Origin of the sequence: Micrococcus sp. KRD128, assembly GCF_017168395.1 — a bacterium.
Taxonomy (GTDB): domain Bacteria; phylum Actinomycetota; class Actinomycetes; order Actinomycetales; family Micrococcaceae; genus Micrococcus; species Micrococcus luteus.
In genome coordinates this window covers 38,099-57,757 of sequence record NZ_JABFAX010000006.1, presented here as the reverse complement: position 1 = coordinate 57,757, position 19,659 = coordinate 38,099, and the positions used below count along the sequence as shown (strand labels likewise).

The following is a 19,659-nucleotide window of genomic DNA, read 5'->3' as shown; positions in this document are numbered from 1 at the left end:
CCCGCACTGCGGACCGGGGGCCTCGTGGCGTCCCAGGTCACGCACCCGCGGCTGGACAGGGGCGACGGGCGCGGATAGGATGGATCTTTGCATCTCCCCTGTTCCGTGCCGCCCGCAGGACCCCGCGTCCCGCCGTGGCCCGCACGGTTCCGCACGGCCTTCATATAGCGGTGGGCCGGCGCCGCCGTCTCGCGGCAGGGGAGCGAACGGAACCCAGAAGGCCTGTGGAAGGATCCTACGTGGTCGCCTCGAGCACCTCCAACGAAACCGCTACCGTCTCCCCGCGATCCGGCGCCTCCGCCGGACGCGTCTCCTTCGCCAAGATCTCCGAGCCGCTGGACGTGCCGGACCTGCTGGCGCTGCAGACCGAGTCGTTCGACCGCCTGATCGGCAATGAGCGGTGGGCCGCGCGCGTCGACGCCGCCCTGGCCGCCGACGACCACTCCGTGCCCGTCACCTCGGGACTGACGGACATCTTCGAGGAGATCTCCCCGATCGAGGACTTCCAGGGCACCATGTCCCTGTCCTTCGCCGAGCCGGAGTTCGCCGACGCGAAGATGACGGAGGAGGAGTGCAAGGATCGCGACGCGACCTTCTCCGCCCCGCTGTACGTCAAGGCCGAGTTCATGAACAACACGACCGGCGAGATCAAGCAGCAGACCGTCTTCATGGGCGACTTCCCGCTGATGACCCGCAACGGCACGTTCATCATCAACGGCACCGAGCGCGTCGTCGTCTCCCAGCTGGTCCGCTCCCCGGGCGCCTACTTCGAGCGCACTCCCGACAAGACCTCGGACAAGGAGATCTTCTCGGCGAAGATCATCCCCTCGCGCGGCGCCTGGTTCGAGCTCGAGGTGGACAAGCGCGACCAGGTCGGCGTCCGCCTCGATCGCAAGCGCAAGCAGCCCGTGACGGTGCTGCTCAAGGCCATGGGCTGGACCGAGTCCCGCATCCTGGAGGAGTTCGGACACTACGACTCCATCCGCGCCACCCTCGAGAAGGACGGCACCGCGGACCAGGACGAGGCCCTGCTCGACATCTACCGCAAGCTGCGCCCGGGCGAGCCGGCCGCCGTCGACGCCGCGCAGTCGCTGCTGAACAACCTGTACTTCACCCCGAAGCGCTACGACCTCGCCAAGGTGGGCCGCTACAAGCTCAACCGCAAGCTCGGCGTGGACGTGCACCTCGGCGACCCCAACGCGTCCGTGCTCACCGAGGACGACATCGTCCAGATGGTGCACTTCATCGCCGCGCTGCACGCCGGCGAGACCGCCATCAAGGGCACGCGCGACGGCGAGCCGGTGGACGTGCGCGTGGAGATCGACGACATCGACCACTTCGGCAACCGTCGCATCCGCGCGGTGGGCGAGCTGATCGAGAACCAGATCCGCACCGGCCTGTCCCGCATGGAGCGCGTCGTGCGCGAGCGCATGACCACCCAGGACGTCGAGGCGATCACCCCGCAGACCCTGATCAACATCCGCCCCGTGGTGGCGGCGATCAAGGAGTTCTTCGGCACCTCGCAGCTGTCCCAGTTCATGGATCAGAACAACCCGTTGGCCGGCCTGACGCACAAGCGCCGCCTGTCCGCGCTCGGCCCGGGCGGCCTGTCCCGCGACCGTGCCGGCATGGAGGTCCGTGACGTCCACCCGTCGCACTACGGCCGCATGTGCCCCATCGAGACCCCGGAAGGCCCGAACATCGGCCTCATCGGCTCGCTGGCGACCTTCGGCCGGATCAACTCCTTCGGCTTCATCGAGACCCCGTACCGCCGCGTGGTCGACGGCCGGGTCACGGACACCGTGGACTACCTGACCGCCGACGACGAGCTGGCCTTCCAGATCGCCCAGGCGAACGCCCCGGTGGACGAGGACGGCCGGTTCGTGGAGGAGCTCGTGCTCTGCCGCCAGCGCGGCGGCGACGGCGAGCCCGTGCTCTCGACCGTGGACGAGATCGACTACATGGACGTGTCCCCGCGCCAGATGGTGTCGGCGGCCACCGCCCTCATCCCGTTCCTCGAGCACGACGACGCCAACCGCGCGCTCATGGGCGCGAACATGCAGCGTCAGGCCGTGCCGCTGCTCCGCTCCGAGGCCCCCTACGTGGGCACCGGCATGGAGAAGTACGTGGCCGTGGACGCGGGCGACTCCGTGACGGCCACCCAGGGCGGCGTCGTGACCGAGGTGGCCGCGGACCTGGTGACCGTCATGAACGACGACGGCACCACCACGCACTACCCGATCATGAAGTTCGCCCGCTCGAACCAGGGCAACGCCTACAACCAGCGCGTGCGCGTGTCCGAGGGCGAGCGGGTGGAGCCGCTGAGCATCATCGCCGACGGTCCCGCCACGGACAACGGCGAGCTCGCGCTCGGCAAGAACCTCCTCGTCGCGTTCATGCCCTGGGAGGGCCTAAACTACGAGGACGCGATCATCCTGTCCCAGCGCATGGTCTCGGAGGACGTCCTCACCTCGATCCACATCGAGGAGCACGAGGTCGACGCCCGCGACACCAAGCTGGGCGCCGAGGAGATCACGCGCGACATCCCCAACGTGTCCGAGGAGGTGCTGTCGCAGCTCGACGAGCGCGGCATCATCCACATCGGCGCGGAGGTGGAGGCCGGCGACATCCTGATCGGCCGCGTGACCCCGAAGGGCGAGACCGAGCTGACCCCGGAGGAGCGCCTGCTGCGCGCGATCTTCGGCGAGAAGTCCCGCGAGGTCCGCGACACGTCCCTGAAGGTGCCGCACGGCGAGTCCGGCACCGTCATCGGCGTGCGCATCTTCGACCGCGACGAGGACGACGACCTGCCCCCGGGCGTGAACCAGCTGGTGCGCGTCTACGTGGCGCAGAAGCGCAAGATCACCGACGGCGACAAGATGGCCGGCCGCCACGGCAACAAGGGCGTCATCTCGAAGATCCTGCCGCTGGAGGACATGCCGTTCCTGGCGGACGGCACCCCGGTGGACATCGTGCTGAACCCGCTCGGCGTCCCCGGCCGCATGAACCTCGGCCAGGTCATGGAGCTGCACCTGGGCTGGGCCGCCTCGCGCGGCTGGGACATCCAGGGCGAGCCGGAGTGGATCAAGGACCTGCCGAACTTCCCGCGCCAGTCCGGTCCGGTCAACGTGGCCACCCCGGTGTTCGACGGCGCCGAGGCGTACGAGATCACGGGCCTGCTCGGCCACGTGAACGTGACCCGCGACGGCGACCGTCTCATGAGCGACAGCGGCAAGGCGCAGCTGTTCGACGGCCGCACCGGCGAGCCGTTCCCGGACCCGGTGTCCGTGGGCTACATGTACATGCTCAAGCTGCACCACCTGGTGGACGACAAGATCCACGCCCGTTCCACGGGCCCGTACTCGATGATCACGCAGCAGCCGCTGGGCGGTAAGGCCCAGTTCGGCGGCCAGCGCTTCGGCGAGATGGAGGTGTGGGCGCTCGAGGCGTACGGCGCGGCGTTCACCCTCCAGGAGCTGCTGACCATCAAGTCGGACGACATCCACGGCCGCGTGAAGGTCTACGAGGCCATCGTCAAGGGCGAGAACATCCCGGAGCCGGGTGTTCCCGAGTCCTTCAAGGTGCTCATCAAGGAGATGCAGTCCCTCTGCCTGAACGTGGAGGTCCTCTCCGCCGACGGCCAGGCCATCGAGATGCGTGACGCGGAGGACGAGGTCTACCGCGCCGCCGAGGAGCTGGGCATCGACCTCTCCCACGCCGAGCCGAGCTCGGTGGAGGAAGTCTGAGCCGGGCCCGATCCGCATCCACAAGACGTCACCTGAGAACCACTGAACCAAGGGAGTTCACCGGAGCATGAGCGTGAACAGCATGTCCACTGACAACTCTTTCGGCCTGATGCGCATCGGCCTGGCCACGGCGGAGGACATCCGCCGCTGGTCCTACGGCGAGGTCAAGAAGCCGGAGACCATCAACTACCGCACCCTGAAGCCGGAGAAGGACGGACTCTTCTGCGAGAAGATCTTCGGCCCCACCCGCGACTGGGAGTGCGCGTGCGGCAAGTACAAGCGCGTGCGCTTCAAGGGCATCATCTGCGAGCGCTGCGGCGTCGAGGTGACCCGCTCGAAGGTGCGCCGCGACCGCATGGGCCACATCGAGCTCGCCGCGCCGGTCACCCACATCTGGTACTTCAAGGGCGTGCCCTCGCGCCTGGGCTACCTGCTGGACCTGGCGCCGAAGGACCTCGAGAAGGTCATCTACTTCGCGGCCTACATGATCACCTCGGTGGACGAGGAGGCCCGGCACCGCGACCTGGCCAACCTCCAGGCCGAGTACGACCAGGAGACCCGTGTCCTGGCCGACCAGCGCGACTCCGACATCGCCGCGGTGGCCGCCGACCTCGAGAAGGACCTGGCCAAGCTGGAGTCCGAGGGCGCCAAGGCCGCCGAGAAGAAGAAGGCCCGCGACGCCGCGGACAAGACCATGGGGCAGATCCGCAAGCGCGCGGACGCGGAGCTGGACCGCAAGGAGCAGGTCTGGGACCGCTTCAAGAACCTCAAGGTCGCCGACCTCGAGGGTGACGAGGGCCTGTACCGGGCCATGCGGGACAAGTACGGCCAGTACTTCGAGGGCTCGATGGGCGCGGAGGCGATCCAGCGTCGCCTGCAGACCTTCGACCTCGAGGCCGAGTCCGAGATGCTGCGTGAGACCATCAAGACGGGCAAGGGCCAGCGCAAGACCCGCGCCTTGAAGCGCCTGAAGGTCGTCAACGCGTTCCTGACCACGGACAACTCGCCCGAGGGCATGGTCCTGGACGCCGTCCCGGTGATCCCGCCGGAGCTGCGTCCGATGGTGCAGCTGGACGGCGGCCGCTTCGCGACCTCCGACCTCAACGACCTGTACCGTCGCGTGATCAACCGCAACAACCGCCTGAAGCGGCTGCTCGACCTCGGCGCGCCCGAGATCATCGTCAACAACGAGAAGCGCATGCTGCAGGAGGCCGTGGACTCGCTGTTCGACAACGGCCGCCGCGGCCGGCCGGTGACCGGCCCGGGCAACCGCCCGCTCAAGTCGCTCTCCGACATGCTCAAGGGCAAGCAGGGCCGCTTCCGTCAGAACCTGCTCGGCAAGCGCGTGGACTACTCGGGCCGCTCGGTCATCGTGGTGGGCCCCCAGCTCAAGCTGCACCAGTGCGGCCTGCCCAAGCAGATGGCGCTGGAGCTGTTCAAGCCGTTCGTGATGAAGCGTCTCGTGGACCTGAACCACGCGCAGAACATCAAGTCCGCCAAGCGCATGGTGGAGCGCTTCCGTCCGCAGGTCTGGGACGTGCTCGAGGAGGTCATCACCGAGCACCCGGTCCTGCTGAACCGCGCCCCCACCCTGCACCGTCTGGGCATCCAGGCCTTCGAGCCGCAGCTCGTGGAGGGCAAGGCCCTGCAGCTGCACCCGCTGGTCTGCTCCGCGTTCAACGCGGACTTCGACGGCGACCAGATGGCGGTCCACCTGCCCCTGTCGCCGGAGGCCCAGGCTGAGGCGCGCCTGCTCATGCTCTCGAGCCACAACATCCTGAAGCCCTCGGACGGCCGCGCGGTCGCCGTGCCGGCCCAGGACATGATCATCGGCCTGAACCACCTCACCACGGTGCGTCCGGACGAGGTCGGCGCGGGCAACCTGTACGCGACCGTCGCCGAGGCCATCATGGCGTTCGACGGCGGCGACCTGCACCTGAACGCGCCCGCACGGATCGGCGTCGAGGGCTTCGTGCCGTCGGCGGCCGTGCCTGCCCCCGAGGGCTGGTCCGAGGGCGAGATCGCCCTCATCGAGACCACCCTGGGCAAGGTGCTGTTCAACGAGCTGCTGCCGGACGACTACCCGTGGCTGGACAAGCAGGCGACCAAGGGCACCCTCGGTCAGCTGGTCAACGACCTGGCCGAGCGCTACCCGATGGTCGTCACCGCGCAGACGCTGGACAACCTCAAGGACGCCGGCTTCCACTGGGGCACCTGGTCGGGTGTGACCGTGGCGATCTCGGACATCACCTCCGACTTCGACAAGGCCGCCATCATGGAGGGCTACGAGGAGCAGGCCCAGCGCGTGCAGCAGCAGTACGACAAGGGCCTGATCGCGGACGACGAGCGTCGCTCCGAGCTGATCGACATCTGGAACAAGGCCACCGACGAGGTCGCCGCGGCCATGAAGGACGGCCTGCCGGAGCTCAACACCATCAACCGCATGGTGTCCTCCGGTGCGCGAGGCAACTGGCTCCAGGTGCGCCAGATCGCGGGCATCCGCGGCCTGGTGGCCAACCCGAAGGGTGAGATCATCCCGCGTCCGATCAAGTCCTCGTACCGCGAGGGCCTGTCCGTGCTCGAGTACTTCTCCGCCACCCACGGTGCCCGCAAGGGCCTCGCGGACACCGCGCTGAAGACCGCGAACTCGGGCTACCTGACCCGTCGTCTCGTCGATGTGTCCCAGGACGTCATCGTCCGCGAGGATGACTGCGGCACCGAGCGCGGCCTGTCCGTGACGATCGCCGCGCCGAACGCCGACGGCGAGCTGGTGGCCCACGAGCAGGTCGAGAACTCGGCCTTCGCCCGCACGCTGGCCCAGGACGTCACGGGCGAGGACGGCACGGTGCTGGCCTCGGCCGGCGCGGACGTGGGCGACGTGCTGATCGGCGAGCTGGTGGCCGCCGGCGTCACGGAGATCAAGGTCCGCTCGGTCCTGACCTGCGAGTCCGCCGTGGGCACCTGCGCGAAGTGCTACGGCCGCTCGATGGCCACCGGCCAGCTGGTGGACATCGGCGAGGCCGTCGGCATCATCGCGGCCCAGTCGATCGGTGAGCCGGGCACCCAGCTCACCATGCGCACGTTCCACACCGGCGGTGTGGCCTCGGCCGACGACATCACGCAGGGTCTGCCCCGCATCCAGGAGCTCTTCGAGGCCCGCACCCCGAAGGGCGTCGCCCCGATCTCCGAGGTCGCCGGCCGCGTGACCATCGAGGACACCGAGGCGTCCGTGCGCCTGCTGCTCACCCCGGACGACGGCTCCGAGGAGATCGCCTACCCGGTGCTGCGCCGTGCACGCATCCTCGTGGCGGACGGCGAGCACGTGCCGGTGGGCACGCAGCTCGTGGCCGGCGCCGTGGACCCGAAGCAGGTCCTGCGCGTGCTCGGCCCGCGGGCCGCGCAGCGGTTCCTCGTGGACGAGGTGCAGAACGTGTACCAGTCCCAGGGCGTGGGCATCCACGACAAGCACGTGGAGGTCATCGTCCGGCAGATGCTGCGTCGCATCACCGTCATCGAGTCCGGTGACACCGACCTGCTGCCGGGTGAGCTCACGGACCGGGCGCGCTTCGTGGCCGCCAATCGCGCCGCCGTCGCCGAGGGCCGCCAGCCGGCCTCCGGCCGCGACGAGCTGATGGGCATCACGAAGGCCTCGCTGGCCACGGACTCGTGGCTGTCGGCCGCGTCCTTCCAGGAGACGACCCGCGTCCTGACGCAGGCGGCCATGGAGGGCAAGTCCGACCCGCTGCTGGGCCTGAAGGAGAACGTGATCATCGGCAAGCTGATCCCGGCCGGCACCGGCCTGGATCGCTACACGAAGATCGTCGTGGAGCCGACGGAGGAGGCGAAGGCCAACCTGTTCGCCTCGCCGGCCGGGTTCGCGGACTTCGACTACCCGGGCCTGGACCAGTCGCTCGGCGAGAACGACTTCCACGCCGTCTCGCTGGACGACTACGGCCGCGGGGGCGACTTCCGCGCCTGATCCGCGTCCCCCAGGGGGCCCGCTGCTCCTCCGCTCACGCGGGGGAGGGGCGGGCCCCTTGGCCGTGCGGGGCCGGCTCGTCGATGACGCCGGGGCGTGCTATGCTGTCAAGGATTGTTTTTCGTGTGGCAAATTGGACGCTGTCCGGGTCGCGGGGTCATTGCGCGGCAGATGCCACACTTTTGCACGCCTGCGGACGTCTGCTCGTTGCGAGCCCCCAGGGAGAGGCAGAGCAGAGGAACGAGCAGCCGGCGCCCCGGGCGCCGGTCGATCACGTCAGCGATCACCGAAACACAGGAAGGCTGAAGAGTGCCTACGATTCAGCAGCTGGTCCGCAAGGGCCGCTCACCCAAGGTCGTCAATACGAAGGCCCCTGCGCTGCAGGGGAACCCCATGCGTCGTGGCGTGTGCACCCGCGTGTACACCACCACGCCCAAGAAGCCGAACTCGGCGCTGCGCAAGGTCGCCCGTGTGCGCCTGAACGGCGGCATCGAGGTCACCGCCTACATCCCCGGCGAGGGCCACAACCTGCAGGAGCACTCGATCGTGCTCGTCCGCGGCGGTCGTGTGAAGGACCTGCCCGGCGTGCGCTACAAGATCGTGCGCGGCGCCCTCGACACCCAGGGCGTGAAGAACCGCGGCCAGGCCCGCTCCCGCTACGGCGCCAAGAAGGAGAAGAAGTAATGCCTCGTAAGGGTCCTGCGCCGAAGCGCCCCCTCGTCGTCGATCCCGTCTACGGCTCCCCGCTGGTCACGCAGCTGATCAACAAGGTGCTCATCGACGGCAAGAAGTCCACCGCCGAGCGCATCGTGTACGGTGCGCTCGAGGGCGCCCGTGCCAAGAACGGCGCCGATCCCGTGGCCACCCTCAAGAAGGCCATGGACAACATCAAGCCGGCCCTCGAGGTGCGCTCCCGCCGCGTCGGCGGCGCCACCTACCAGGTGCCCGTCGAGGTCAAGCCGGGCCGCTCCACGGCCCTGGCCCTGCGCTGGCTGGTCGGCTTCTCCAAGGCCCGCCGTGAGAAGACCATGACCGAGCGTCTGATGAACGAGATCCTGGACGCCTCGAACGGCCTGGGCGGCGCCGTGAAGCGTCGCGAGGACACCCACAAGATGGCCGAGGCCAACAAGGCCTTCGCCCACTACCGCTGGTGATCCGTGTGGCCCGGGGCGCGCGATCCGCGCCTCGGGCCGCAGGTGCGTCCTCTTCGGACGGGCCACCCACCGCATCCACCTCACGAGCCCCCCATTCCACCCGACCAAGGGAGACACCGTGGCACAGGACGTGCTGACCGACCTGCACAAGGTCCGCAACATCGGCATCATGGCCCACATCGATGCCGGCAAGACCACCACCACCGAGCGCATCCTGTTCTACACGGGTGTCAACCACAAGCTGGGCGAGACCCACGACGGCGGCGCGACGACGGACTGGATGGAGCAGGAGAAGGAGCGCGGCATCACCATCACCTCCGCCGCGGTGACCTGCTTCTGGAACGACCACCAGATCAACATCATCGACACCCCCGGCCACGTGGACTTCACGGTCGAGGTGGAGCGCTCGCTGCGCGTGCTCGACGGCGCCGTCGCCGTGTTCGACGGCAAGGAGGGCGTGGAGCCCCAGTCGGAGACCGTGTGGCGCCAGGCGGACAAGTACGACGTCCCCCGCATCTGCTTCGTCAACAAGATGGACAAGCTGGGCGCGGACTTCTACTTCACCGTCGACACCATCGTGAAGCGCCTCGGCGCGCGTCCGCTCGTGATGCAGCTGCCGATCGGCGCCGAGAACGACTTCGTGGGCGTCGTCGACCTGATCTCCATGAAGGCCTTCGTGTGGCCGGGCGACGCCAAGGGCGACGTCACCATGGGCGCCTCCTACGAGACCCGCGAGATCCCCGCCGAGCTCCAGGAGAAGGCCGAGGAGTACCGCAACCAGCTCGTCGAGGCCGTCGCCGAGAGCTCCGAGGAGCTCATGGAGAAGTACCTCGAGGGCGAGGAGCTCACCGTCGAGGAGATCCAGGCCGGCGTGCGCCAGCTGACCGTGAACGCCGAGGCCTACCCGGTGTTCTGCGGCTCCGCGTTCAAGAACCGTGGCGTGCAGCCGATGCTGGACGCCGTGGTCGCCTACCTGCCGAACCCGCTGGACGCCGGCGCCGTCAAGGGCCACGCCGTGAACGACGAGGAGCAGGTGCTGGAGCGCGAGGCGTCGAAGGAGGCCCCGTTCTCGGCCCTGGCCTTCAAGATCGCCACGCACCCCTTCTTCGGCACGCTGACCTTCATCCGCGTGTACTCCGGCCGCCTGGAGTCCGGCGCGCAGATCCTCAACGCCACCAAGGGCAAGAAGGAGCGCATCGGCAAGCTGTTCCAGATGCACGCCAACAAGGAGAACCCGGTGGACGAGGTGGTCGCCGGCCACATCTACGCCGTGATCGGCCTCAAGGACACCACCACGGGCGACACCCTGTGCGATCCCGCGAACCCGATCATCCTCGAGTCGATGACCTTCCCGGAGCCCGTGATCTCCGTGGCCATCGAGCCGAAGACCAAGGGTGACCAGGAGAAGCTGTCCACCGCCATCCAGAAGCTCGTCGCCGAGGACCCCACGTTCCGCGTGAACCTCAACGAGGAGACCGGTCAGACCGAGATCGGCGGCATGGGCGAGCTCCACCTGGACGTGTTCGTGGACCGCATGAAGCGCGAGTTCAAGGTCGAGGCCAACGTGGGCAAGCCCCAGGTCGCGTACCGCGAGACCATCAAGCGCAAGGTCGACAAGGTCGACTACACGCACAAGAAGCAGACCGGCGGCTCCGGCCAGTTCGCCAAGGTGCAGCTGTCCTTCGAGCCCCTGGACACCGCCGAGGGCGAGGTCTACGAGTTCGAGAACGCCGTCACCGGCGGTCGCGTGCCCCGCGAGTACATCCCCTCGGTGGACGCGGGCATCCAGGACGCCATGCAGTTCGGCGTGCTGGCCGGCTACCCGATGGTCGGCGTGAAGGCCACCCTGCTCGACGGTGCGTACCACGACGTCGACTCCTCGGAGATGGCGTTCAAGATCGCCGGCTCCCAGGCCTTCAAGGAGGGTGTCCGCAAGGCCAACCCGATCATCCTCGAGCCGCTGATGGCCGTGGAGGTCCGCACCCCCGAGGAGTTCATGGGCGACGTCATCGGCGACCTGAACTCCCGCCGCGGCCAGATCCAGTCCATGGAGGACGCGACCGGCGTGAAGGTGGTCAACGCCCTCGTGCCGCTCTCGGAGATGTTCGGCTACATCGGCGACCTGCGCTCCAAGACGCAGGGCCGCGCGGTGTATTCGATGACCTTCCACTCCTACGCCGAGGTCCCCAAGGCCGTGGCGGACGAGATCGTCCAGAAGTCCCAGGGCGAGTGACCGCAGGTCACCTGCTCTGAACGACCTGCCCCGGGTCGGCCGCCGCAGCGGCGGCCGACCCGGGGCGACCGGACCGCCCTCCCCGGCGCGGCGGTCCGCGATCAGGACGGGTCAGGTCCGGTCCGCTCTCGGCGGTCCCGACGGCCTGGAACCGGACTGGCCCTCGTGAGGCCGGGATTTCCCCAACCCCGTACCATCCGAGTAGACTCAGTCAAGTTGTCAGCACGTCCCAGGCGGCTGAGCAGTCTTCTTGACGATGAACCAGTTCTTAGGAGGAACTAGTGGCAAAGGCAAAGTTCGAGCGGACGAAGCCGCACGTCAACATCGGCACCATCGGCCACGTTGACCACGGCAAGACCACGCTGACCGCCGCCATCTCGAAGGTCCTGTACGACAAGTACCCGGACCTGAATGAGGCCCGTGACTTCGCGACGATCGACTCCGCCCCCGAGGAGCGTCAGCGCGGCATCACCATCAACATCTCCCACGTGGAGTACCAGACCGAGAAGCGTCACTACGCCCACGTGGACGCCCCCGGTCACGCCGACTACATCAAGAACATGATCACCGGCGCCGCTCAGATGGACGGTGCGATCCTCGTGGTCGCCGCCACCGACGGCCCGATGGCCCAGACCCGCGAGCACGTGCTCCTGGCCCGCCAGGTCGGCGTGCCGGCCCTGCTCGTGGCCCTGAACAAGTCGGACATGGTCGAGGACGAGGAGCTCCTCGAGCTCGTCGAGATGGAGGTCCGCGAGCTGCTGTCCTCCCAGGAGTTCGACGGCGACGACGCCCCGGTCATCCGCACCTCCGGTCTGAAGGCCCTCGAGGGCGACCCCCAGTGGGTCAAGTCCGTCGAGGACCTCATGGATGCCGTGGACGAGTTCATCCCGGACCCGGTCCGCGACAAGGACAAGCCGTTCCTGATGCCGATCGAGGACGTCTTCACCATCACCGGCCGTGGCACCGTGGTGACCGGTCGCGCCGAGCGCGGCACCCTGAAGATCAACTCCGAGGTCGAGATCGTCGGCATCCGCGACGTGCAGAAGACCACCGTCACCGGCATCGAGATGTTCCACAAGCAGCTCGACGAGGCCTGGGCCGGCGAGAACTGCGGTCTGCTGCTGCGCGGTCTGAAGCGCGACGACGTCGAGCGCGGCCAGGTCGTGGTGGCGCCGGGTTCCATCACCCCGCACACCAACTTCGAGGCGAACGTCTACATCCTGTCCAAGGACGAGGGTGGGCGTCACAACCCGTTCTACTCGAACTACCGCCCGCAGTTCTACTTCCGCACCACCGACGTCACCGGCGTCATCACGCTGCCCGAGGGCACCGAGATGGTCATGCCCGGCGACACCACCGAGATGTCGGTCGAGCTCATCCAGCCGATCGCCATGGAGGAGGGCCTCGGCTTCGCCATCCGCGAGGGTGGCCGCACCGTGGGCTCCGGCCGCGTCACCAAGATCACCAAGTGATCTGACGCATCCCGTCTCGTGGCTCTGTTGAGCCGCTGACGCGCGACGCCCCCGTCTCCGGGTCTCCCGGAGGCGGGGGCGTCGCCGTGTCCGACGACGGCGCGGCGGCGGCCGCTAGGCTGAGGACATGCCTGAACTGCTCATCCTCATCGTGGTGCTCGCCGTGGCCGCCGTGGCCGTGCGCTGGGCGCTGCGGACCTTCCGTCCCGAGATCGACCGTGCCCGGCGCATCCGGCGCGCGAACCGCGGTGGGGAGCTGGAGCGATGAACCTGCCCAGCCCGCGCCGCCTGTTCGCCGTCACGGCGATGGCCGAGATGTTCACCTGGGCCGGCCTGCTGATCGCCATGGGCCTCAAGTACGGCGGAGTCACGGAGCGGGTAGTGCCGGTCGCCGGCGGCGTCCACGGCTTCGTGTTCCTCTGCTACCTCGTGGTGACGGTCGCCGTGTGGATCGACGGGCGATGGTCGGTGACCCGCGGGCTCCTCGGCCTCGGCTCGACGATCGTCCCGTTCATGACGGTCCCGTTCGAGCGGGCCCAGCGGCGGCGCGGCGAGCCGGCCCCGCGGTGGCAGGTCGTGGACCGTGCGCCGGGGGAGCGGAGGCCCCTCGAACGGCTCCTCGTCGTGGTGCTGCGTCATCCGGTGGTCAGCGCGCTGGTGGCGGTCGCCGTGGTCGCCGTCGTCTTCGCGCTGCTGCTCAACGCCGGCCCGCCCACCGAGTGGGGCCGCTGAGCCCTGGTGACCGCCGGGCCCGGTCCGCCGATTGGCGGACCGGGCCCGGTTCTGTCTATACTGATTCGGTTGCTCAAGCGCCATTGCGCTGTCGTCGTGTGTCTCGCGGCGGCAGCTCGGCCCAGATGTGACGTCACCACTCCGACCCGCCGCAGGCGTGTGCCCTCCCAGGAATGCGACACGCCCGACCGCGTGGACCGGAGTCCGGCGGCGGCGAGGAACCCGGTCCGACCGGATTCGCCCCGCGCGGGTGGAGGACAAGAAGGCGGACCCGATCCGCCGCACAGGGACAGGAACAGCACACCCGACGAGAGAGGCGTGACGCCATGGCGGGACAGAAGATCCGCATCCGGCTGAAGTCGTACGACCACGAGGTCATCGACGTGTCGGCCCGCAAGATCGTTGACACGGTCACGCGCGCAGGCGCGACGGTGGTCGGCCCCGTGCCGCTGCCGACGGAGAAGAACGTGTACTGCGTTATCCGTTCTCCCCACAAGTACAAGGACAGCCGCGAGCATTTCGAGATGCGCACCCACAAGCGGCTCATCGACATCATCGACCCGACCCCGAAGGCCGTCGACTCGCTCATGCGACTGGACCTGCCCGCGGACGTCAACATCGAGATCAAGCTCTGAGAGGGAGGTGCTGAGAGACTATGACCAACACCCAGAACATCAAGGGCCTGCTGGGCACGAAGCTCGGCATGACCCAGGTCTGGGATGAGGACAACAAGCTCATCCCCGTGACCGTGGTCAAGGCAGACCCGAACGTCGTCACCCAGCTGCGCTCCGAGGAGACCGACGGCTACACCGCCGTGCAGATCGCCTACGGCCAGATCGATCCCCGCCGCGTGACCAAGCCCCTGGCCGGTCACTTCGAGAAGGCCGGCGTGACCCCGCGTCGCCACCTCGTCGAGCTGCGCACCGCCGACGCCGCCGAGTACGCGCTCGGCCAGGACGTGACCGTGGAGGTCTTCGAGGCCGGCCAGAAGGTCGACGTCGTGGGCACCACCAAGGGCAAGGGCTTCGCCGGCGCCATGAAGCGCCACGGCTTCGCCGGTGTGGGCGCCTCGCACGGTGCGCACAAGAACCACCGCAAGCCCGGCTCCGTGGGCGGCGCGTCCACCCCCGGCCGCGTGTTCAAGGGCCAGCGCATGCCCGGTCGCATGGGCGCCGTGCGCCAGACCACCATGAACCTGACCCTCCACGGCATCGACGTGGAGAACAACCTCCTGCTGATCAAGGGCGCGGTGCCCGGCTCCAAGGGCCAGGTCGTGCTCGTCCGCAGCGCCGTGAAGGGAGCCTGAGACCATGGCTGAGAACTCCGTGAAGACCATCCAGGTCGATCTGCCCGTCGAGCTCTTCGACGTGCAGTCCAACGTGCCGCTCATGCACCAGGTCGTCGTCGCCCAGCTCGCCGCCGCCCGCCAGGGCACGCACAAGACGAAGCGCCGCGGCGAGGTGTCCGGTGCCGGTCGCAAGCCGTTCAAGCAGAAGGGCACCGGCCGCGCCCGTCAGGGCTCCATCCGGGCCCCGCACATGACCGGCGGTGGCGTCGTCCACGGCCCCACCCCGCGCGACTACTCGCAGCGGACCCCCAAGAAGATGAAGGCCGCCGCCCTGCGCGGTGCCCTGTCGGACCGCGCCCGCAACGGCCGCGTCCACGTCATCGAGGCCCTCGTGTCCGGGACCACCCCGTCCACCAAGGCCGCCAAGGCGGGCCTCGCGTCCCTGAACACCGGCCGCAAGAACGTGCTGCTGGTGATCGACCGGGCCGACGACGTCGCCGCCCTGTCCGCCCGCAACCTGCCTGCGGTCCACACCCTGTACGCCGACCAGCTGAACACCTACGACGTGCTCGTCTCCGACGACGTCGTGTTCACCCAGGCGGCCTACGAGGCGTACGTGGCCCAGGCTTCCGGCGCCAAGAAGGAGGATGCCCAGTGAGCGGCTCCATCAACAAGGATCCCCGCGACGTGATCATCGCTCCCGTCGTGTCGGAGAAGAGCTACGGTCTGATCGACGAGGGCAAGTACACCTTCCTGGTCGACCCCCGCTCCAACAAGTCCGAGATCAAGCAGGCGGTGGAGCGCATCTTCAACGTCGACGTGGCCTCGGTCAACACCCTGAACCGTTCCGGCAAGCGCCGTCGCACCCGCTTCGGGTGGGGCCAGCGCAAGTCCACCAAGCGTGCCATCGTCACGCTCAAGGACGGGACCATCGACATCTTCGGAGGTCCGCTCGCCTGATCGGCGTGCGGAGACCACTTAATCGAGGAACTGACACATGGCTATCCGTAAGTACAAGCCGACCACCCCGGGCCTGCGCGGCTCGTCCGTGGCCGACTTCGCAGAGATCACCCGGTCCACGCCGGAGAAGTCCCTTCTCCGTCCGCTGCACAAGACCGGCGGCCGCAACAACACCGGTCGCATCACCACCCGTCACAAGGGCGGCGGCCACAAGCGCCAGTACCGCCTGGTCGACTTCCGTCGCCACGACAAGGACGGCGTGCCCGCCACCGTCGCGCACATCGAGTACGACCCGAACCGCACCGCCCGCATCGCGCTGCTGCACTACGCGGACGGCGCCAAGCGCTACATCCTGGCCCCGGCCAAGCTGAAGCAGGGCGACGTGGTCGAGGCCGGCCCGAACGCCGACATCAAGCCCGGCAACAACCTGCCGCTGCGCAACATCCCCGTGGGCACCACCATCCACGCGGTGGAGCTGCGCCCCGGCGGCGGCGCCAAGATGGCCCGCTCCGCCGGCGCCTCCGTGCAGCTGGTCGCCCGCGAGGGCAAGTACGCCCAGCTGCGCCTGCCCTCCGGGGAGATCCGCAACGTCGACGTGCGCTGCCGCGCCACGATCGGCGAGGTCGGCAACGCCGAGCAGTCGAACATCAACTGGGGCAAGGCCGGCCGCATGCGCTGGAAGGGCGTGCGCCCGACCGTCCGCGGTGTCGTCATGAACCCGGTCGACCACCCGCACGGCGGTGGCGAGGGCAAGACCTCCGGCGGTCGTCACCCCGTCAACCGGAACGGCAAGCCCGAGGGCCGCACGCGTCGTCCGAACAAGGAAAGCGACAAGCTCATCGTGCGTCGCCGTCGTACCGGCAAGAACAAGCGATAAGGGAGCAGGGAAGACATGCCTCGCAGCCTGAAGAAGGGCCCCTTCGTCGATCAGCACCTCTACCTGAAGGTTCTGGCCGAGAACGAGAAGGGCAGCAAGAACGTCATCAAGACCTGGTCCCGCCGGTCGATGATCATCCCGGACATGCTGGGTCACACCATCGCGGTCCACGACGGACGCAAGCACGTCCCGGTGTTCGTCACCGAGTCCATGGTGGGTCACAAGCTGGGCGAGTTCGCCCCGACCCGGACCTACCGCGGCCACGTGAAGGACGACAAGAAGGGCAAGCGTCGCTGAGCCTGAGGGCACAGCACGCTTGACCTTCTCGAGAATCGAAAGAGAGAAGCAATGGAAGCCAAGGCAATTGCGCGCCACCTGCGCGTGACGCCGATGAAGGCCCGGCGCGTCGTCGACCTGGTCCGTGGCAAGCAGGCCACCGAAGCACTGGCCATCCTGAAGTTCGCCCAGCAGGGTGCTTCGGAGCCGGTGTACAAGCTGGTGACCTCCGCGGTGGCGAACGCCCGTGTCAAGGCGGACCGCGAGGGCCAGGCCTTCGACGAGGACGCCCTCTACATCACCGAGGCCTTCGTGGACGAGGGCCCGACCATGAAGCGGTTCCAGCCCCGTGCTCAGGGCCGCGCGTACCGCATCAACAAGCGCACGAGCCACGTGACCGTGGTCGTCGCGTCCAAGGACGAGAAGGGTGGGAACTGACAATGGGACAGAAGATCAACCCCAACGGGTTCCGCCTCGGCATCACCACCGACCACGTCTCGCACTGGTTCGCGGACTCCCACAAGGAGGGCCAGCGCTACGCTGACTTCCTCAAGGAGGACGTCAAGATCCGCGAGCTGATGACCACCGGCATGGAGCGCGCCGGCATCTCCAAGGTGGAGATCGAGCGCACCCGTGACCGCGTGCGCGTGGACATCCACACCGCGCGTCCGGGCATCGTGATCGGCCGCCGCGGCGCCGAGGCCGACCGCATCCGCGGTGAGCTCGAGAAGCTCACCGGCAAGCAGATCCAGCTGAACATCCTCGAGGTCAAGAACCCCGAGACCGATGCCCAGCTGGTTGCGCAGGGTGTGGCCGAGCAGCTCGCCTCCCGCGTGGCGTTCCGCCGTGCGATGAAGAAGGCGATCCAGTCCGCCATGCGCGCCGGCGCGCAGGGCATCCGCATCCAGTGCTCCGGCCGCCTCGGCGGCGCCGAGATGAGCCGCTCGGAGTTCTACCGCGAGGGTCGCGTGCCGCTGCACACCCTCCGCGCGAACATCGACTTCGGCAAGTTCGAGGCCAAGACCACCTTCGGCCGCATCGGCGTGAAGGTCTGGATCTACAAGGGCGACCTGACCGCCAAGGAGCTCGCGGCCAAGGAGGCCGCTCAGCCCTCCGGCCGTGGCCGTGGCGGCGAGCGCCGTGGCGGCGGCGAGCGTCGTCGTCGCAACGATCGCGCCGAGCGTGCTCCCCGCCAGGAGAACGCCGGCGCCGGCGCCGAGACCCCGGCCGCCGCTCCCGCTGAAGGAGGCAACGCCTGATGCTGATCCCCCGTCGCGTCAAGCACCGCAAGCAGCACCACCCCAAGCGTTCCGGCGCCGCCAAGGGCGGCACCACCGTGACGTTCGGCGAGTGGGGCATCCAGGCGCTCACGCCGGCCTATGTGACCAACCGTCAGATCGAGGCCGCCCGTATCGCCATGACCCGCTACATCAAGCGTGGCGGCAAGGTCTGGATCAACATCTACCCGGACCGTCCCATCACCAAGAAGCCCGCCGAGACCCGCATGGGCTCCGGCAAGGGCTCGCCGGAGTGGTGGGTCGCCAACGTCAAGCCCGGACGCGTGCTCTTCGAGCTGTCGGGTGTCACGGAGGACGTCGCCCGTGAGGCGCTCCGCCTGGCCATCCACAAGCTGCCGCTGAAGGCCCGTATCATCCGTCGAGAGGGTGGTGAGTGATCCCATGGCGATCGGCACCAAGGATCTGAACGTCGAGTCCCTGGACGGGATGGACAACGCCCGCCTGCTGGAGGCCCTGAAGTCCTCCAAGGAGGAGCTGTTCAACCTGCGCTTCCAGGCCGCCACCGGCCAGCTGGACAACGCCAGCCGGCTGAAGTCCGTCAAGCGTGACATCGCGCGCATCTACACGATCCTGCGCGAGCGCGAGCTGGGCATCCGCGGCGATGTCGCCGCCGAGGCGCAGGCCGAGAAGAACGAGGAGGCTGCCAAGTGACCGAGCAGACCCCGGCCGTCTCCGAGGAGCGCGGCTACCGCAAGGCCCTCCGTGGCATCGTCGTGTCCGACAAGATGGACAAGACCATCGTCGTCGAGGTCCAGGACCGCAAGAAGCACTCGCTCTACGGCAAGGTGATGAAGACCTCGAAGCGCGTGAAGGCGCACGACGAGGACAACACCGCCGGCGTGGGTGACCGCGTCCGCATCGCCGAGACCCGCCCGCTGTCCGCCTCCAAGCGGTGGCGCCTGGTGGAGGTCGTCGAGCGCGCCAAGTGATCGACCCGGCCCCCTGAGGGTCGGCGACGCAGAGGGCCGCCCCGTGCACTGGCACGGGGCGGCCTTGTGCGTTAGACTCTGATATTCGTGCGCCCTCTCGTTGGCAGGACCATCCATCCTGTGTGCCGAGGGCCGCGCACACCGATCCCGGATCCGCCTCGGCCCTGCCCTGCGCGCCCCTCCGCTCTCGACCTCCCCGACGCTGTCTGAACACGCGTCGCCGGGGGACGACGGCGGGCGGCCCGCCTCGGGGGAGGGGTAAGCGTCCCGGGATGCCCGTTCAACCGTTCCGCAAGGCTCGCCCATCGTGGGGGAGAACCGGCGCGACGCTAGGAGAGACAAGTGATCCAGCAGGAGTCGCGGCTCAAGGTCGCCGACAACACCGGTGCGAAGGAAATCCTGACCATCCGTGTTCTCGGCGGTTCCGGACGCCGCTACGCAGGCATCGGCGACACCATCGTCGCCACCGTGAAGGACGCCATCCCCGGCGGCAACGTCAAGAAGGGCGACGTCGTCAAGGCCGTGGTGGTCCGCACCCGCAAGCAGTCCCGCCGTCCCGACGGCTCGTACATCAAGTTCGACGAGAACGCGGCGGTCATCCTGAAGACCGACGGCGAGCCCCGTGGCACGCGCATCTTCGGCCCCGTGGGTCGCGAGCTGCGTGACAAGAAGTTCATGAAGATCGTGTCGCTCGCCCCGGAGGTGATCTGACCTC

The 19,659-nt window shown here is 68.4% G+C and carries 20 protein-coding genes; all 20 read left to right on the top strand.

All coding sequences use genetic code 11. The features are described 5' to 3' along the window. Positions 1-239 precede the first annotated feature (239 nt). The 20 genes from rpoB (at position 240) to rplN (ending at position 19,655) form a co-directional block, all read left to right on the top strand. A complete protein-coding gene (gene rpoB, locus J1M44_RS03020) occupies positions 240-3,746 on the top strand; it encodes a DNA-directed RNA polymerase subunit beta (protein WP_206480513.1) in 3,507 nt (1,168 codons plus the stop codon). 82 nt (positions 3,747-3,828) lie between these two features. After that, positions 3,829-7,725, top strand: coding sequence for a DNA-directed RNA polymerase subunit beta' (locus J1M44_RS03015; RefSeq protein ID WP_144824817.1), 3,897 nt, complete (start codon positions 3,829-3,831; stop codon positions 7,723-7,725). Between the two features lie 309 nt (positions 7,726-8,034). Continuing rightward, the gene (rpsL, locus tag J1M44_RS03010) at positions 8,035-8,409 is read left to right on the top strand and encodes a 30S ribosomal protein S12 (RefSeq protein ID WP_002854787.1); all 375 of its coding nucleotides are present in this window, start codon (positions 8,035-8,037) and stop codon (positions 8,407-8,409) included. Continuing rightward, on the top strand, positions 8,409-8,879 hold the full coding sequence (gene rpsG, locus J1M44_RS03005; RefSeq protein WP_002854788.1) for a 30S ribosomal protein S7: 471 nt from the start codon (positions 8,409-8,411) through the stop codon (positions 8,877-8,879). Before rpsL ends, rpsG begins: the two co-directional genes overlap by 1 nt. A gap of 118 nt (positions 8,880-8,997) precedes the next feature. Then, positions 8,998-11,112, top strand: a complete 2,115-nt coding sequence (gene fusA, locus J1M44_RS03000; protein ID WP_049161600.1) for an elongation factor G — start codon at positions 8,998-9,000, stop codon at positions 11,110-11,112. Positions 11,113-11,393: 281 nt separating this feature from the next. Beyond that, positions 11,394-12,584 (top strand): elongation factor Tu, encoded by a 1,191-nt coding sequence (gene tuf / locus J1M44_RS02995; protein WP_002857459.1) that lies wholly within the window; start codon positions 11,394-11,396, stop codon positions 12,582-12,584. A 127-nt stretch (positions 12,585-12,711) separates the two neighbouring features. Further along, entirely contained in the window at positions 12,712-12,852 is a 141-nt protein-coding gene (locus tag J1M44_RS02990) for a hypothetical protein (protein ID WP_162838057.1), read from the top strand. After that, the gene (locus J1M44_RS02985; protein ID WP_144824760.1) at positions 12,849-13,316 is read left to right on the top strand and encodes a DUF3817 domain-containing protein; all 468 of its coding nucleotides are present in this window, start codon (positions 12,849-12,851) and stop codon (positions 13,314-13,316) included. The genes J1M44_RS02990 and J1M44_RS02985 overlap by 4 nt, the downstream gene beginning before the upstream one ends. A gap of 326 nt (positions 13,317-13,642) precedes the next feature. Further along, the gene (gene rpsJ / locus J1M44_RS02980; protein WP_002857463.1) at positions 13,643-13,951 is read left to right on the top strand and encodes a 30S ribosomal protein S10; all 309 of its coding nucleotides are present in this window, start codon (positions 13,643-13,645) and stop codon (positions 13,949-13,951) included. A gap of 20 nt (positions 13,952-13,971) precedes the next feature. Beyond that, a complete protein-coding gene (rplC, locus tag J1M44_RS02975; protein WP_049160459.1) occupies positions 13,972-14,622 on the top strand; it encodes a 50S ribosomal protein L3 in 651 nt (216 codons plus the stop codon). Positions 14,623-14,626: 4 nt separating this feature from the next. Further along, positions 14,627-15,262 (top strand): 50S ribosomal protein L4, encoded by a 636-nt coding sequence (rplD, locus tag J1M44_RS02970; RefSeq protein ID WP_002857469.1) that lies wholly within the window; start codon positions 14,627-14,629, stop codon positions 15,260-15,262. After that, a complete protein-coding gene (rplW, locus tag J1M44_RS02965; protein WP_002857471.1) occupies positions 15,259-15,564 on the top strand; it encodes a 50S ribosomal protein L23 in 306 nt (101 codons plus the stop codon). The genes rplD and rplW overlap by 4 nt, the downstream gene beginning before the upstream one ends. 37 nt (positions 15,565-15,601) lie before the next feature. Next, entirely contained in the window at positions 15,602-16,441 is an 840-nt protein-coding gene (gene rplB / locus J1M44_RS02960) for a 50S ribosomal protein L2 (RefSeq protein WP_002857473.1), read from the top strand. 15 nt (positions 16,442-16,456) lie between these two features. After that, the gene (gene rpsS / locus J1M44_RS02955) at positions 16,457-16,738 is read left to right on the top strand and encodes a 30S ribosomal protein S19 (RefSeq protein ID WP_002857475.1); all 282 of its coding nucleotides are present in this window, start codon (positions 16,457-16,459) and stop codon (positions 16,736-16,738) included. 51 nt (positions 16,739-16,789) lie between these two features. Beyond that, positions 16,790-17,155 (top strand): 50S ribosomal protein L22, encoded by a 366-nt coding sequence (gene rplV / locus J1M44_RS02950; RefSeq protein ID WP_002857477.1) that lies wholly within the window; start codon positions 16,790-16,792, stop codon positions 17,153-17,155. Between the two features lie 2 nt (positions 17,156-17,157). Beyond that, a complete protein-coding gene (rpsC, locus tag J1M44_RS02945; protein WP_002857479.1) occupies positions 17,158-17,976 on the top strand; it encodes a 30S ribosomal protein S3 in 819 nt (272 codons plus the stop codon). After that, positions 17,976-18,392 carry a 50S ribosomal protein L16 gene (gene rplP, locus J1M44_RS02940; protein ID WP_002857481.1) on the top strand — a complete coding sequence of 139 codons (417 nt, stop codon included), beginning with the start codon at positions 17,976-17,978 and terminating at the stop codon, positions 18,390-18,392. Before rpsC ends, rplP begins: the two co-directional genes overlap by 1 nt. 4 nt (positions 18,393-18,396) lie before the next feature. Continuing rightward, entirely contained in the window at positions 18,397-18,666 is a 270-nt protein-coding gene (gene rpmC, locus J1M44_RS02935) for a 50S ribosomal protein L29 (RefSeq protein ID WP_002857484.1), read from the top strand. Further along, positions 18,663-18,944 (top strand): 30S ribosomal protein S17, encoded by a 282-nt coding sequence (gene rpsQ, locus J1M44_RS02930; RefSeq protein ID WP_002857485.1) that lies wholly within the window; start codon positions 18,663-18,665, stop codon positions 18,942-18,944. The genes rpmC and rpsQ overlap by 4 nt, the downstream gene beginning before the upstream one ends. Before the next feature lie 342 nt (positions 18,945-19,286). Next, positions 19,287-19,655 carry a 50S ribosomal protein L14 gene (gene rplN, locus J1M44_RS02925; protein ID WP_002857487.1) on the top strand — a complete coding sequence of 123 codons (369 nt, stop codon included), beginning with the start codon at positions 19,287-19,289 and terminating at the stop codon, positions 19,653-19,655. The last annotated feature ends 4 nt before the right edge of the window (positions 19,656-19,659 follow it).

What these genes read in the sequence shown, in the direction of transcription:
- J1M44_RS03015 (WP_144824817.1), top strand. Translation starts at nt 3,829, where the DNA reads ATGTCCACTGACAACTCTTTCGGCCTGATGCGCATCGGCCTGGCCACG.
- J1M44_RS02985 (WP_144824760.1), top strand. Translation starts at nt 12,849, where the DNA reads ATGAACCTGCCCAGCCCGCGCCGCCTGTTCGCCGTCACGGCGATGGCC.
- rplD (WP_002857469.1), top strand. Translation starts at nt 14,627, where the DNA reads ATGGCTGAGAACTCCGTGAAGACCATCCAGGTCGATCTGCCCGTCGAG.
- rpsJ (WP_002857463.1), top strand. Translation starts at nt 13,643, where the DNA reads ATGGCGGGACAGAAGATCCGCATCCGGCTGAAGTCGTACGACCACGAG.
- rpsC (WP_002857479.1), top strand. Translation starts at nt 17,158, where the DNA reads ATGGGACAGAAGATCAACCCCAACGGGTTCCGCCTCGGCATCACCACC.
- rpsS (WP_002857475.1), top strand. Translation starts at nt 16,457, where the DNA reads ATGCCTCGCAGCCTGAAGAAGGGCCCCTTCGTCGATCAGCACCTCTAC.
- rplC (WP_049160459.1), top strand. Translation starts at nt 13,972, where the DNA reads ATGACCAACACCCAGAACATCAAGGGCCTGCTGGGCACGAAGCTCGGC.
- rplP (WP_002857481.1), top strand. Translation starts at nt 17,976, where the DNA reads ATGCTGATCCCCCGTCGCGTCAAGCACCGCAAGCAGCACCACCCCAAG.
- rpsG (WP_002854788.1), top strand. Translation starts at nt 8,409, where the DNA reads ATGCCTCGTAAGGGTCCTGCGCCGAAGCGCCCCCTCGTCGTCGATCCC.
- rpmC (WP_002857484.1), top strand. Translation starts at nt 18,397, where the DNA reads ATGGCGATCGGCACCAAGGATCTGAACGTCGAGTCCCTGGACGGGATG.
- rplB (WP_002857473.1), top strand. Translation starts at nt 15,602, where the DNA reads ATGGCTATCCGTAAGTACAAGCCGACCACCCCGGGCCTGCGCGGCTCG.
- rplV (WP_002857477.1), top strand. Translation starts at nt 16,790, where the DNA reads ATGGAAGCCAAGGCAATTGCGCGCCACCTGCGCGTGACGCCGATGAAG.
- J1M44_RS02990 (WP_162838057.1), top strand. Translation starts at nt 12,712, where the DNA reads ATGCCTGAACTGCTCATCCTCATCGTGGTGCTCGCCGTGGCCGCCGTG.